This window comes from Streptomyces bluensis (assembly GCF_014650715.1).
Taxonomy (GTDB): Bacteria; Actinomycetota; Actinomycetes; order Streptomycetales; family Streptomycetaceae; genus Streptomyces; species Streptomyces bluensis.
Window position 1 is genome coordinate 222,928 of sequence record NZ_BMVM01000011.1, and the last position, 12,903, is coordinate 235,830.

16 protein-coding genes are annotated in these 12,903 nt (G+C 69.9%); 2 read left to right on the plus strand and 14 right to left on the minus strand.

The features are described from left to right. Positions 1 to 232: 232 nt before the first annotated feature. From IE262_RS26005 to IE262_RS26050, 10 genes are all read right to left on the minus strand, one after another. Positions 233 to 979, minus strand: a complete 747-nt coding sequence (locus IE262_RS26005; RefSeq protein WP_189877011.1) for an SPDY domain-containing protein — start codon at positions 977 to 979, stop codon at positions 233 to 235. Positions 980 to 1,478: 499 nt separating this feature from the next. Next, the gene (locus tag IE262_RS26010; protein ID WP_189877013.1) at positions 1,479 to 2,225 is read right to left on the minus strand and encodes a hypothetical protein; all 747 of its coding nucleotides are present in this window, start codon (positions 2,223 to 2,225) and stop codon (positions 1,479 to 1,481) included. Between the two features lie 359 nt (positions 2,226 to 2,584). Next, the gene (locus IE262_RS26015) at positions 2,585 to 2,881 is read right to left on the minus strand and encodes a hypothetical protein (protein ID WP_189877015.1); all 297 of its coding nucleotides are present in this window, start codon (positions 2,879 to 2,881) and stop codon (positions 2,585 to 2,587) included. Beyond that, on the minus strand, positions 2,871 to 3,308 hold the full coding sequence (locus IE262_RS26020) for a hypothetical protein (RefSeq protein ID WP_229877476.1): 438 nt from the start codon (positions 3,306 to 3,308) through the stop codon (positions 2,871 to 2,873). The genes IE262_RS26015 and IE262_RS26020 overlap by 11 nt, the downstream gene beginning before the upstream one ends. 107 nt (positions 3,309 to 3,415) lie before the next feature. Continuing rightward, entirely contained in the window at positions 3,416 to 3,913 is a 498-nt protein-coding gene (locus IE262_RS26025) for a hypothetical protein (protein WP_189877017.1), read from the minus strand. A 47-nt stretch (positions 3,914 to 3,960) separates the two neighbouring features. Beyond that, positions 3,961 to 4,404, minus strand: coding sequence for a hypothetical protein (locus IE262_RS26030; protein ID WP_189877019.1), 444 nt, complete (start codon positions 4,402 to 4,404; stop codon positions 3,961 to 3,963). 98 nt (positions 4,405 to 4,502) lie between these two features. Further along, entirely contained in the window at positions 4,503 to 4,862 is a 360-nt protein-coding gene (locus tag IE262_RS26035) for a hypothetical protein (protein WP_189877021.1), read from the minus strand. Between the two features lie 2 nt (positions 4,863 to 4,864). Continuing rightward, positions 4,865 to 5,224 (minus strand): hypothetical protein, encoded by a 360-nt coding sequence (locus IE262_RS26040; protein ID WP_189877023.1) that lies wholly within the window; start codon positions 5,222 to 5,224, stop codon positions 4,865 to 4,867. 67 nt (positions 5,225 to 5,291) lie between these two features. After that, on the minus strand, positions 5,292 to 6,470 hold the full coding sequence (locus IE262_RS26045) for a hypothetical protein (RefSeq protein ID WP_189877025.1): 1,179 nt from the start codon (positions 6,468 to 6,470) through the stop codon (positions 5,292 to 5,294). 20 nt (positions 6,471 to 6,490) lie between these two features. Further along, entirely contained in the window at positions 6,491 to 7,024 is a 534-nt protein-coding gene (locus IE262_RS26050; RefSeq protein WP_189877027.1) for a hypothetical protein, read from the minus strand. A gap of 248 nt (positions 7,025 to 7,272) precedes the next feature. On the opposite strand from IE262_RS26050, the gene IE262_RS26055 reads away from it, so the two are divergent. Beyond that, entirely contained in the window at positions 7,273 to 8,046 is a 774-nt protein-coding gene (locus tag IE262_RS26055) for a glycosyltransferase family 2 protein (RefSeq protein ID WP_189877029.1), read from the plus strand. 701 nt (positions 8,047 to 8,747) lie between these two features. Here IE262_RS26055 and IE262_RS26060 read toward each other — a convergent pair. Then, complete coding sequence (locus tag IE262_RS26060; protein WP_189877031.1) at positions 8,748 to 9,719, minus strand: DUF6602 domain-containing protein; 972 nt, start codon at positions 9,717 to 9,719, stop codon at positions 8,748 to 8,750. A 497-nt stretch (positions 9,720 to 10,216) separates the two neighbouring features. Between IE262_RS26060 and IE262_RS26065 the strand changes: the two genes are divergently transcribed. Further along, complete coding sequence (locus IE262_RS26065; protein ID WP_189877032.1) at positions 10,217 to 10,534, plus strand: hypothetical protein; 318 nt, start codon at positions 10,217 to 10,219, stop codon at positions 10,532 to 10,534. A gap of 9 nt (positions 10,535 to 10,543) precedes the next feature. Here IE262_RS26065 and IE262_RS26070 read toward each other — a convergent pair whose 3' ends face one another. The 3 genes from IE262_RS26070 to IE262_RS26080 are packed head-to-tail and all read right to left on the minus strand — an operon-like array spanning position 10,544 to position 12,896. After that, positions 10,544 to 11,089, minus strand: a complete 546-nt coding sequence (locus IE262_RS26070) for a hypothetical protein (protein WP_189877034.1) — start codon at positions 11,087 to 11,089, stop codon at positions 10,544 to 10,546. Next, positions 11,086 to 11,796 (minus strand): hypothetical protein, encoded by a 711-nt coding sequence (locus IE262_RS26075; protein ID WP_189877036.1) that lies wholly within the window; start codon positions 11,794 to 11,796, stop codon positions 11,086 to 11,088. Before IE262_RS26075 ends, IE262_RS26070 begins: the two co-directional genes overlap by 4 nt. 41 nt (positions 11,797 to 11,837) lie before the next feature. After that, positions 11,838 to 12,896, minus strand: coding sequence for a DUF8094 domain-containing protein (locus tag IE262_RS26080; RefSeq protein WP_189877167.1), 1,059 nt, complete (start codon positions 12,894 to 12,896; stop codon positions 11,838 to 11,840). Positions 12,897 to 12,903: the final 7 nt, after the last annotated feature.

A 12,903-nucleotide genomic window follows, 5' to 3' on the forward strand; every position in this document is an offset into this window, starting at 1 on the left:
GAGTTAGCTGTGGTGGCCGAGGCGGCGGGAATCGTCCAGGGCGGATTCGGGGCGCCCGGTGGCCAGTGGGTTGGCCCCATCACGAGGGCTCAGGACGAGGGCACGCAGGTATCGACGGAAGAAGACGACAGCCAGGCGGGGCGGACGTTCAGCTGTGATCGGCGGTGGGGTTCGGCGGGGTGTGAGTGGTACGGAAAGCTCCTGAGGTGGGGGTGATGAGTGGGCGGGGCGGTCAGCGAGTGCGGGGCGCGCGCCGGGAGGAGGGCGGCGGTGCGGCGGCGAGGCAGTGGCCACGGGCTGCGGTGATCCGTGCTTCGAGCTGGGCCTGCTCGTCGTCGTATCCGTGCAGGGTCTGGGTCAGGCGGGTGTAGGGCCCGCATCCGTACAGCGGTGTTCCGACGGCCATCCGCAGCAGCGGGTCATCGGAGGCGAGGCCGCGGGTGAACGCGGCGACGACGCCGGGCGGGGTGTGGGTGCTGAACGCGGCCGTCCACCAGGTATGTCCGTCAACCGTGCAGGCGGCGTGCCACGGCCCGCGCGTGGGGCTGAGTGCGGTCTCCTCCGCGAAGCGGACCAGGCCGTCCGGTGACACGGCGGTGGGCGTGGGAGCGGCGGCGTCCGTGGTCCAGCCTGCCGCGTGCAACGGGCCGAGGACATCAGGGTCGTGGCCCAAGGCCGGTCGCAGCATGGTGTTGACGAGCTCGGTGACGTACTCGACGGGGATGTGCGCGCCGAGGAGCGCTGCCCAGTCCTGGCCGTGAGAGGTGGCGGCGCGCAGGCTCCAGGTCCAGGCCGCCCGGCGGCTGAGGGCGACGTGCAGGCGCCCGTCGGGGCTGGCCAGGGCGGTGTGCTGGTCGAGCGTGGACACGTCCCGCCAGCCGTGGCCGCGCAGCAGCCACTCGGTCAGGTGTTCCCAGTCGCCGCCGCCGGCGAGATAACCGGGCGCCGCCAGGACATAGGGGATGGTGGGGTGGGGCATGGGGCTCCTGCAGGACGGACCAAGGGCCTGGGCGACGTCAGCCGGCGGACGCTGCGGGCCCGGGAGGACGCCCCGGCTGGGGGCGCGGGTGTGGTCGGTGCGGCGTGCTGGGCGCGGATCTCGGCGGCGGCGCTGCGGTAGGCGGCTGCGTCGAAGAGATAGTCGGGGATGTGGACGACGTACCCGGCCATGAGAAGTGAGGGAACGGCGCGGGAAGCGAGCTGCTTTTTTCGTCCTCGCCGAGGTGGTCGGGGACCTCGTGCCAGATGTTGGTCGGACCCAGACGAGCCTGCGGGCTGGGCGGCTTTTGCGTTCGAAGCCGAGGTTGTCGAGCAGCGCGAGGGGCTGCTCGGGTGCGCCTGTGGGGGTGTCGGCGTGGACGGTGTCGGTCAGGGGTTTGCGGTAGGTCTCGACGTCGGTGCCTTCGTCGTCGGCACGGTTTCCCATGAGACGGATCTCCTGTTGCGGTGAAGCTCCTTGAAGGTCCCCGCCCAGCTCTTCAGCGGGTGCGATACGGGGCCGGTGCGACGGGTGGCTGGGCCGGTGTGGTGTCCAGCGCGGGCCGGCCGGGACGGCGGGGCAGCAGCACTGCTCCGACTCCCAGCTCGGCCAGACGGTGCCCCACCGCGCGGACGGACGCGGCCACCTGGGACGTATGGCCCTCGGACAGTACGAACAGGTGCCGGGGCGCATCGAAGGCGAAGCCGTGTTCCGTCAGGATCTGGGCGATGTCGTCCCGGTCGGGCTCGGAGGTCACGATGTCCTTGCCGGACCAGGTCATCACCACACGCTGCTCCCCAGGGGTCCGGGATGCCGGCAGGCGGGAAGCGTTGTCTCGGACCTGGGCGAGGGCCTGGTCGTAGCGGGGCAGCAGGCGCAACGAGACGTGCTTGGCGGCACGGAAGGGGTTCGCGTCGACGGCGATGCCGTCGGGCTGGCGGACCCCTCGGAACGCCTCCGCGGGCAGGTCTGTCGGGGCCATGGCGGCGATGAGGAAGCCGTCGTCGTGGCCCGTGTGTTCCATGACAAACAGCCGCGTGCCGTCATCTCGGCTGAGAACCGCGCAGTGGTCGACGGGGTGCTCGGCCAGGGCGTCGGCGACCTGGTCCATGTCCCAGACATCGGCGGTCAGCTCGTCGTCGGAGGTGCTGGCATGTTCCGGGTGGTACTGGCAGCTCCACTGGCCGGGCAGTTCGCCGGCGAGTACGGCGGCGAAGGAGGCGAGGGAGTCGTCGGGGGCGGGCAAGAGTCTCCTCGGGGCAAGAGGGGTGGGTCATCTCCGGCGACCGGTGGAGGCCGGCGCGGTGGTGAGAGCACTGGGGCTGGTGGGGATGCGGAGTGGCGGGCAGGCGCAGTCGGCTGAGGCTTCCGTCTCGCTCAGGCCGGTCTTGGGCGCGCACGCCTGCCGGGCGGGGCTGGGTGTGGGCCGGTCGGCCATCCGCAACGGGCACTAAATTTCTAGGGAGTTGATGGAGAACGTGCGGAGGTTGCCGTGGTCTGGGCGACGGGCAACGCGGGGGCGGGAGCCGTCTGATGAGGCGTGGCAGCCAGGTCTGCGGCAATGGTTCCGAGGTCCTGCTGGATGCCGAGCAATCGGCGGGCGATCTACTCCAACTGGTGCTCCCAGGCGGGGCCGTAGGCGTCGGGAAGGGCGCCGAGGCGGTGCGCCGCGTGCTCGACGAGGCCGCGCGCGGTGGCCAGTGGCCCGGTTGCCTCGTCGGCGAGCCGTTGGAACAGCTGGGCGAGTTGTGCGGATTCCTGCCAGGTGGCGTCGAGTTCGCTCAGGCTGGCGGCCAGCTGCGCGGGCCAGTGAACGGCGGGGGTGGCTGCGGTGCGTCGGCGCCGGCGCGCAGCAGCGTCAGGGCCCGGCCGGGGCGGCGGGTGGGGAGGGTCACCGGCCACCTCGCGCGTCGTGCACGTGGACGAGCTGGTTGAGGTGGGTTAGGGAGTACCAGCCGCAGTCGAAGGACCCGCTCCCGAAGGGCACCTTGGGCAGCACGTAGTCTTCCAGTGTGCGCCGGTGGATCAGGCAGTCGGGGCAGTGGCGGGAGAGGTGGATCATGTAGCGGGGATGGGCGGTGACGAAGGTGCGCTCGCCGCCTTTGGGGTTGCGCAGCCGCCAGCCGTCCTCGTCCGTCGGTGTGTGCCAGGAGGGGGCGACGATGGTCATGACGTCGCCTGACAGGCGGCCGTTGGCGACGCCGGTGGGGATCACGACGGTGTCGCCGGGGGTGAAGTGGGCGTGGGTGATGTCCCGCCTGGCGGTCAGCGTCTCAAGGGAGGATCTCCAGGCGGCGGGTATGTGCGAGGGGCCGGGAGCGTCGGGCACAGCAGGGCTCCTTCCACGAGCGGCGCGGGGTGGCGGTGGGAGGCTCAATGCTCCGGAGGATCCCCGGTTTCGGTAACCGGGGATCGTCGGGTATAATCGCGGGTCGGCTACCGGAACGGGTTTTCGGTGCCGCGGTCGTGTTCGGTGGCGGCGTCGAGGAGTTCGGGCAGATCGGTGCCCTCGGCCTCGCGCTGGTCGATCCACCACCCGGCCCGCGTGACGGTGCGGATTTTCTCCTCCAGCACCACCCAGTCGGTCTCGTCCCAGGTGCCCTCGGTGACCAGGGCGGCATACGCGCGGGTGACAAGCTGGTGGCGGCAGCGCTCGCCCCAGTCCTGGGCGCGTTCGGTGCCCTCCAGTGGCGGCATCTCGAACCTCTCGGTCCACTGTGCGGCGGCCTGCTTCTCTTCGGCGCGCCGGGCGGCGAGCCACTCCTTCGTGCTGGCACTGTCGCCGTCGCGGGCGGCCTTCCAGCAGTCGGTGCAGTCGCGTTCGGTGAGCCAGCGGGCGAATCCGGCGCGCCGGTCGGCAGGGCGGTCGGACAGGTCGCGCGTGATCTCGTGTCCGCAGGCGTGGACGACGGTCCAGGTCTTCTGGACGGCCATGGGCGGGAATTCTCCTTTGTGTGGGGGCGGCGCGGGCGCCAGCGGGGTCAGGGGGTGCGGGAGGCGGGTGCGTGCTGCTTGGCGAACTGCTCGGCGGCGCGTTCGAGGAGATCCGCCTGGCGCCGCGGGGTCCTGCGGGCAGCGGTGGCCAGGACGCCGTCGATACGGGCATCGAGGGTGCTGACGGCGTCCAGACCTGCGGCGCGGGCGACGGCCAGGCGCAGTTCGGCGTCGACCCAGGGCCAGTCCTCGGTCCTGGGCACCGGAGTTGTCTCGTCGCCGCCCAGGGACGAAGCCAGGCCGCGCAGGTAGTGGCCGCCGTCGCTGAGGATCTCGGCCAGCGGGATGTCGTCCTCGGCCATGAAGACGCCGTGTTGCAGGAGCGTGAGGACGGCGCAGCGCAGCAGGGTCGGCTCGTCGCGGTCGGGTGAGGTGCAGACCGCGCAGTCCTCGATGTGGTGGTCCCAAACGGACGAAGACGGGTGGGGCAAGGCGGAAGGGCCTTTCAGAGGTGAGGGAGGGGAAGCGGGGTGGTGGCGACGTCCACGGGGACGTGGGCGTGTCGGCCTCGGACCAGCAGTGGCCTCCCTTATTGAGGGGACCGAGGAGTCGCTGGGGTGGAAACAGATGGGACGACGGTGGTGGGTTCACTGGTCACCGCGGGCGGTGATGCGGTGGCGGGCGGCGTACCGGGCGGGCTGCTGCGCAGGTCCGGGTCGAGGTCGACGTTGTAGCGGGCGGCGGTGAGCATGTCGGCCGCCCACGTGGCGCGCTTGTTCTCCCAGGCGCGGCCCAGGTCGAACGGGAGACGAACCCACTGCCCGCGCAGGGTGGGGTAGGTCTCGAATCCGGCGCGGGCCAGGACGCTCGCCGCGAAGGCGTCGTACGGGCCCGCGACCTCAACCTCGCCACCGGGGCCGCGGAGGATGCGGATCGGTGTGCTGGTCATGCTCACCTGCCTCGCCCGGGTTTGGAGGAGGGACCGATACCGGTGCCGGGGACGGGCGTGGTGGTGAGAGCGGGAGGCAGGTACGCAGGGCGTGCAGCGGCTTGCGCGATGCGGGCGCGGGGTGTCGCCAGCCCCTGCTGCACGGTCGGTTGAGGCGGGCCGGGGTCGAGGACGGGCTCGGTGTGCACCTGGTAGCCGTGGCGGCGAAGGTCCTTCACCGCCTGGCGGGCGCGACGCAGGCCGTCCTTCTCGGGATGAGTCAGCCGGTACAGGCCCGGCGTATCGGGGACCGGCTCGAACTGCTCACGGACCAGGAACCAGTGGGCCAGGTGTGGGGGGATATTCGCCGTGGCGATGGCCACGAAGCCGTGTTCGGGGTGGGCACTGAAGCGGAAGTGGTCAGACAGGTGCGGGGTCCTTCTTCTCGGGTCACCGGCGCGCGGAACTCGCACCGGGAGCGTGGGCAGGGACTGGCGGGAGCGCGCGGACAGCGTGGTCGTGTGCGGCGAGTGGGTGGAGCGGGGCGTCGGCGCGGGCCTGGAGCAGGAACACCTCGCGGTCGGCCATCCATGCCTCGATCACGGGCATCATGCGCGCGTCGCGCTCGGCCTTCGCGTCCCCGTACGTCTCGGCCGGCACTGCGGCCGGAGTCTGGCGGAGGTCGTCCAGACGGGCGTTCCAGTCGGCCAGGATCCCGGTGCCCTGCGCCAGGGCTTCGCGTAGGCGGTCCAGCGCGGCGGCGTCTTCGGGCCAGGAGGTCGTGGCGGGGCGGCACTGATCGAGCAGGGCCGGTGCGTGGGTGAGGACGTCGCGGAACTCCTGCCAGGTGAAGTCGGCGGACTGCCCTTCCAGGTCCGGGATGTGGTCGGGGTTCATGGGGCTGCCGTCGCTGAAGCGGCCGAATTCCTTGATCGCCTGCCGGGCGTCGTACTCCTCGCGGATCCGCTCGAGTGCGAAGGCGACGGTGGCCTTGCGCCGAGTGTGAAGGGCGTAGTGGTAGGCGGGCAGGAACCGGTTGGCGATCGCGTGAGCGGCCTGCTCGGGCGCGACGGGCAGGACGATGCTGTTCGGCGGACTCGTCTTCGCGACGTGTTCATCGAAGCCGTTCGGGGCGAAGGCGCCGAGCAGGTAGTGGTGTTGGTGTCCGGGCCGTTCAGTGAGCAGCAGTTCGATCGCCGTGTCGTCGGTCAGGATCGCTGTGTAGGGGAGCCGCTCGGTTTGGACGGCGTGGATCAGTTCGCCGGCATCCCACAGCCACGGGAGCAGGTCGTGCTGCCACACAGGGTGGCTGTGCACCTCTACCTTGGCGCTCCAAGTGCCCGGCAGGTGGGCGGCTATCTCGTCGGCGACGTCGACGAGGTAGCGCCTGTTGCTGGCCGTGACGGTGGCCTGGTGGCGGCGGGCGGTGGGGATCAGCTGGTGCACGGCGTCGCGCGACGTCTGCGGATTGTTGACCGCCTTGGCGAACGTGCCGTCGTCGCGGCGCTGGAATCCGATGCGCTTCAGTGCGGTCTGTGCCCACCGGTACCGCTCGCCGTGAGCGACGGCGACGATGCCGGCGCTGGCACTCAGGGCGAGCGTGATTTCGGCGGGGGGTTTGGAAGGCATGCGGGGTTCTTTCGATGGGGTCAGCGCTGCAATCGCTGCCGGGGCTGAGGCCCGGCATGGGCAGGCGGTTGCGTCCGTAGCGCGGCCGAAGGCGGTGTGGAAGGTGGCGCCGGGGCGGGTGCTGGGCGCAGGGCGGTGGCGTTTTCGCGAAGCCGGGCGGCGGCCTCGGCGTATTTCTCGGCTGCGATGCCCCGCATGATCTCGGGGTCGTTGCGCAGCGGGGAGGCGGCGAGGTCCGGCAGGGCCTCCCGGTGGAAGCCGGTGGCTGCGTAGGTCAGGGCCTCGGTGAGCACGTTCAGGGCGCCCGCGATCCCGGCAGCGGCCTCGGCGAGCCGAGCCAAGGCGACCCGTTCTGGAAGGTAGACCGTCTCCGGCACGGTGAACCGTTCCTGCGCGCGCTCGGTGGCGTACTCAAGATGGTGGGCCAGGACGTTGATGTCGTCCGTCAGCGTGACCACGTCGACCGCCGCGGCGTTGGTGGGGAAGGCGTCGGCGAGTTCGTCCAGGCGCCGGCCCAGGTAGTTAAGGGCGGCCCGGGTGGCGGAGGCGTGCATCAGACCGCCTCGTTCACATCGCTCGGCTTTGTAGGGAACGCGGCTTCGTGAGCAGCGGGTTCTGCGCATTCGCTGGATTCCGTGTGAGATGAGCACCGCTTACGTCGGCGGATCATGAGCAGAATGCGCCCGCCGTGACGACGCGATGGCCGACCTCGGTGGCGCGCACGGCGAGCGGCAGGCCCACGTAGCCTTGACCGGCGACAACAACGTCCATGACGACTCCAATCTGGGTAAGGAGCACCGCTGTGCCCCTGGTTTCTGTGGTGATGCCTGTGCACAATTCGGCGGCCACGCTCGGGCCCGCGGTTCGGTCGGTGCTGGCGCAGACCCACACCGATCTCGAACTGCTGATCACGGATGACGGATCCTCGGACGGGTCGATGGATCTGCTGAGAGAGCTGGCGCGGCAGGACGAGCGGGTCCTGCCGGAGGCAGCGGTCCGGCAGGGGGGCGCGGCTCGGGCCCGCAACCTGGCCATCGCGCGGGCCCGGGGTGACTACGTCGCCTTCCTCGACAGCGACGACTTGTGGCTTCCGACGAAGGTCGAGAAACAGCTCGCCTTCGCTGCGACTGCCGGGACGCCCCTGACGTTCACCTCCTACTACAAGATGGACGCCTCGTTCGCGGGCGAGGCCGCCGACTTCATCCCGAACGGACGTGTGGTGTGGGCACCGGAACGCGTGGACTACAGCGCGATGCTGGTCCAGGACCACATCGGTGCCCTGACCGCCATGTACGACCGCAGGGTGGTCGGTACGAGGCTGATGCCGGACATGCCGAAGCGGCAGGACTACGCGCTCTGGCTGTCGATCATGCGGGATGGGACTCTCGCGCGGGCGCTGCTGGAGCCGTTGGCGGTGTACCGGGCGCAGCGGGCCGGGTCGCTCTCATCGAACAAGCTGTCGCTGGTCCAGTACAACTGGGCCCTGTACCGCCGGCACGAACAACTCGCGATGTTCCGGTCGGCTCGCGCGCTGGCCGGGTCGGCATGGCACTCGGTGCGGAAGTCACGCATCTAGCCCCCCGATCACGAGCTTGGGGCGACCGGCGTGTCCGCTCGGGGCGGGGCCCGGTCGGGCCCCGCCCCGAGGCCGCGTAATCGGCGGCTGGACCCGGGGGTCGGGACTCGGTGGGTCACCGGTGCCGTCTGTGACGGCGCCGCGTCGGCCAAACCGGAAGATCGCTAAAGGGCGACAACTGACAGTAGCCGAGTGTTGCCGTTGCTCATGATTACGCGGAAGTGCTCGTGAAACCGCGGAGCCTATAGCTCGGATTGTAGGGACCGCGACTTCGTGAGCACGGTCTCCTGCGGAAACGGCGAATTCCGCGCGGGATGAGCTCTGCTTGTGGCCGCCGATCATGAGCAGAACGTCCCGCTGGGATTCCCCCGGCGGTCGCTCTGAGTAGCGCCTGCCGTCTGCGGTCTTCCGGGCGTGAGGCAACAGCATGTCGTGGATGGTGCGTTATGGATGAGCTCTCCGTGGGTCTCGTGGGGCGGGGTGGTGCATTAATGGTCGCGACGGATCCCCGGTTTCGGTAACCGGGGATCCACGGTTATAGATGGCGATGCGTGCGCCAGGGGCGGGCCCAGGGATCGGACCATCCATCCGCCTTCGAGCCAGGTGCCGGCGCTGTGGGTGCCGCGGCCGTCGACCACGCGGGGTTGCTGCCTAGGCGGCGAGGCCCGATGTGGGATCCGGAGCAGTACATCGGAGTTCACTCAGCCGGGTCCGCGACGCCTTCCGCACGGGCCGAGGACCGGACACTCCTGACACCCGTGCGTGCAGGTGCCGGGATTGCCCACGACAGAGGGCGGAAAGATCTCCTCTCCCTCGCACAGGTCGTGGTGGCCCGTGCAGGACTCCAGGTGGAAGAACGTGCCGGGCACCCACCACAGGCGCATGAGAAAGGCGAGGTGGTTGTGCAGGGCGACCAGCGGGTGATGTGCTCGGGTGGCCTTGTTGCACATGAGGACCTCATTGCCTTCATGCGGCCAGGGAACGGGCCGTCCCGTGATCGGGTCACACCAGGAGAAATGTCCGAAGTTGTGAATGGTGACGAACTTGGGCCACTCCTCGGGCGGTCGTCCCGGAATCCCGAGAGTCTCGTTTCCCTTGCACCAATCGGTGATCCACTTACCTACGGTCTCCACGGTCTTCGAGGTTGTCCTGTAGGCAAAGATGCCGCCGGAGATGGGGACGTAGTGGGTCTGTCCGGTACCGGTCAGGAATCGAAGATGACGGTCGCCGAAGGTCTTACGCCGGGGAGCCGTCTGGACGAGGGCGATCTGCTTCATGGCCGAGACGGCCTCTTCACCGTTCAGCGTGCTCTTGACCTCGATGACAGTGAGGACTCCGGACGGGTCAACGTACGCCTGGTTGCTGCCCTTCACCACGTCGTGCGGGGTAACCCGCTTGTCAACGATCGCCACGTCCTGTTCGTGGAACCATCCTTCGCGTGTGCCGGTGCTGGCCATATCCTGGACTCCCGCGCGCTGGTGGATCTCCACGTTGTCCCGGACGTACTTTGAGATGAGTTGCTTCAGCGCGTACTCGCGCTCGACACCCTTATGGTCTTCCTTCGGGCGGTTCGCGCTGTTGTTGAAGGCGTCGTCCAGGTCGGCGGCGTCCTGCATGAACTGCTTGATGAAGACCGCCGCGTCCTTGGCGGAGTTGCCCTTCCCCGTGCTCATCTGACCCACCCTACCGACGGTGACTGACAGGAAGTCAGCGTCCGTTCACTCGGTGATCTTTGCCGAGAGCGTCCTGGAGCGCATTGCCAGCGGGAAGTCCGGTACGCGGCTGCGGCCACGTCCTCCGTCGGTGATCTTGGTGGGGGATGGCGCGGGCAGAGAATTCTCCGGAACAGGTAAACGGGGTGAGGGGAGTTGCGTCAGCGGCGGGGAGCGGTCCGGGCGGTGGGCGCCGCAGGGGCGGGGGTGATGGGCGAGTGCGTCGTGCGGGGCGGCAGGGTCGCTGGGACCGGGTGGCCGGGGCGCCACCGGTAGGTGCTGTTGCTGAACCGGGCTCTGGGGTCGGTGTCCCAGGCCACGACGGGACCGCGGTCCTCCGCGTCGAGCGGGATGACTTCGATGCCATGCGGGTGCAGGACGTACCCCCAGTCCAGGCCCCGGTGGGACTTCTCGGTGACGGTCCACGGCTCGGGCTCGGCGGCGCCGACGGTGATGACGTGGACGTTGTCGAGCTTCCTGCTGGGGTGTTCGTCGCGGCCGACGAGTTCGGCGCGCAGGGGTTCGGGGGCGCCGTCGAGGAGGTCGGTGCCCAGCTGGGACCAGCCGTCGGGCGCCTCGTCGATCAGGTGCCGGCACAGGGCGTCGAGGTCACCGCCGAAGTGGTACTGGTGGGCGCCGAGCAGCAGGGGGAGGTGGTGGCTGGGGTAGCCGTCCCAGTGGACGTAGACGCCGGCGTACCCGGTGTCGGTGGGCCGGGCGATGAAGGAACGGGTGGCCAGGAGTGCTCCAAGGACGTTCGGACGGTGGGTGGTTGACCCCGAATTTCAGGGGTGGCGGCGTACGGGCTGGGTGCCGGTGCTGTCGGCAGCCCGACGGTGCTGCTCGGCGACAGCAGGCGCTGACGCGGGCCCTGTGCCGGGCTGAGAGTCGGAGAGTGGGTTGGTGACGGCTGCCAGTGCCCGGTGCAGGCTGCGCAGCGCGGCGGCGTGGCCGAGTGTGATGCCCAGCTGGCTCTCGACGGGGACGGCGGTGCCGGGGAGCGGGGTAAGCCGGTGGGCGTCGGCGAGGCCGATCACAGCCGTGCTCAGGTGGGTTGCGGCACGGTTGCTGTGCGCGAGCGCTGTGGCCAGCTGGGCCAGGTAATCGCGTCCCGCGTCGCTCGTCGCGAGGGAGCCGTCGGCAGACTGGCGCAGGTCGGCGACGAGGCCGCCCGCCAGGTTGTACACGGCGACAAGCTGGTCCAGCACGGGCCCGAGGGCAGCGCGTGCCGGACCGGTCTGCGGCGGCACCAGGCTCGCGGCCGTCCTTGTGATGTGGCGCTGCCAGTAGGCCAGGCGAGCGTCGATGGCGGCATCGTCGGCAAGATTCATCGGCGCCTGCCCGGGTGCCGCTCGGCCCGTGGCGGCACGGACCGGTCTGCGGTTCGTGCCGGGCTGTGCGGGGGACGGACGGCCACGGTGAAGTCGAGGCTCTCCAGGCGTGCGACGCTGCGGTGGAGCTGGCGTGCGGCCTGCTCGGGCGGGAGGTCCTGCGGCAGGTGGCATTCGCCCGTGGCGGGGTCGAGCAGGAAGCCGCCGTACGCGAGGAGGTGGATGAGGGCGCGGCCGTAGGTGCAGGTGATGCGCGGGCGGGCCTCTGCGTCGAACCGGATCTCCACCAGCAGGCGGCCGGGACTCGCGCGGCGCCACGCCGGCATGGCCGCGAGACGGTAGTCGATCAGGAAGCGGCGTTGTACGGCGGCTGCGGCGCGGGCGGGATACGCGGGAACGGCGATGCCGCGCGGGGCATCGGCAAGGCCCTGGACGTGTTCGTGGCTGGTGCCGGCGGGCAGCATCGGCAGCACCAGGTACTGGACCGGGCGGTGGGGGCGGGGCATGACGTACAGCTGGAGTCCGTGCGGGGAAGTGAGCACGCATCGCTGCACGTAGGCGGCTTCGAAGGCGGTGTACGCCAGGGGGCCGCTGTCCCAGATGCGGTTGCTGGCGGCGTCCTGGGCGATGAGCGTGGTCGCCGGACCGGGCTGCCACCGGCCGGGCAGGCGGTCGGCGAGCGCGGTGGCGAACTCGGTTACATGCAAGGGTAGTTCCTCGTCCACAGGTCTTCTCGGGGCTGCGGTGGTCACATGGAGGTGGACAGGCCCTCTGCGGCGGTTCGGCGGCAGGTGTATCCGATCAGCTGCGACTTCCCCGGCGTGGTGGGGACGGTGGCCACATCGGAGCAGGTGAACGTGTAGGTGAAGGACGGGCTCGGGGTGGTGCCGAGCCAGGCGCGGTCTTCCTTGTCCGGCACGATCTGCAGCCCGGAGTGGGCGACGGCGTCGCGCTGGGTGTGGGTGTGCGCGAGGACCACGAGTGCACTGCCGTCGGCTGTCTTGAGCGCGTAGCTGTCGGGGAACTCGGTGACGGCGGAGGAGAACTCGGTGGTGCCGCGGCTGCCGAACTTGTGGATCGTCTCGTCGTGGACCTTGATCTGCCGCTTCGATGTCTTCGTCGTGGCGAAGACCTTTCTTCCGGTCAGGTCGCCGCCGGTTGAGAAGTTGTCGATCACGGCGGCACGCAGTACGTCGGCCGGGGCGGCGACGGCCTTGGTGGAGGTCGCGTCGATGGCGGTGGCGTAGCCGTCCGCGTCGAGAGCGATCTTCGGGACCTGCTTCTTATCGTCGAGGTCGGCGGCGGCGACCATCTCCCACCGCTGCGTCTCGGGCTGCTCGGCCATGATCAGGACGCGGGCGCACTTGTTGTTCTTGCCGCTGTAGGTGACGGCGGCGAACCATTTGGGCTGGCCAGCGGTGAAACGGGGGATGTAGACGTTGGTGGAGGCAAGGTTGTACGACCACGGCTTGTACTTCTCGCGGCCGGTCTTGGGCAGGCCCTCGTCCTGCTTGTAGTCCGCGACCGACATCGCGTACAGCGGGCCGTCCTCGATGGTGTCGAGGAGCTTGCGGTTGTTGTCGGCGTTGGCCTCGTTGTTGATCTTGGAGTAGTGGGCGAGCTGGGCGAGGGCCTCCTTCTTCGTCAGCGCCGGCTCGGCGGTCGGCGTGGCGGAGGCGGTGCGGGTGGCCGTGGCGGGGGTGCCGACGTCGGGGTTTCCGGAGATGGCGCAGGCGGATGCGGTCAGCGCGATGGATACGGCGGTGAGCAGGAGGGCTGTGCGGCGCGCGGAGGTGTGCAGGGGAATGAGAGCT

Excerpts from the sequence above, each read along its gene's own strand:
- IE262_RS26005 (WP_189877011.1), bottom strand. The coding sequence starts at position 979 with ATGCCCCACCCCACCATCCCCTATGTCCTGGCGGCGCCCGGTTATCTC.
- IE262_RS26025 (WP_189877017.1), bottom strand. The coding sequence starts at position 3,913 with ATGGCCGTCCAGAAGACCTGGACCGTCGTCCACGCCTGCGGACACGAG.
- IE262_RS26035 (WP_189877021.1), bottom strand. The coding sequence starts at position 4,862 with ATGACCAGCACACCGATCCGCATCCTCCGCGGCCCCGGTGGCGAGGTT.
- IE262_RS26045 (WP_189877025.1), bottom strand. The coding sequence starts at position 6,470 with ATGCCTTCCAAACCCCCCGCCGAAATCACGCTCGCCCTGAGTGCCAGC.
- IE262_RS26050 (WP_189877027.1), bottom strand. The coding sequence starts at position 7,024 with ATGCACGCCTCCGCCACCCGGGCCGCCCTTAACTACCTGGGCCGGCGC.
- IE262_RS26060 (WP_189877031.1), bottom strand. The coding sequence starts at position 9,719 with ATGAGCACGGGGAAGGGCAACTCCGCCAAGGACGCGGCGGTCTTCATC.
- IE262_RS26070 (WP_189877034.1), bottom strand. The coding sequence starts at position 11,089 with ATGAATCTTGCCGACGATGCCGCCATCGACGCTCGCCTGGCCTACTGG.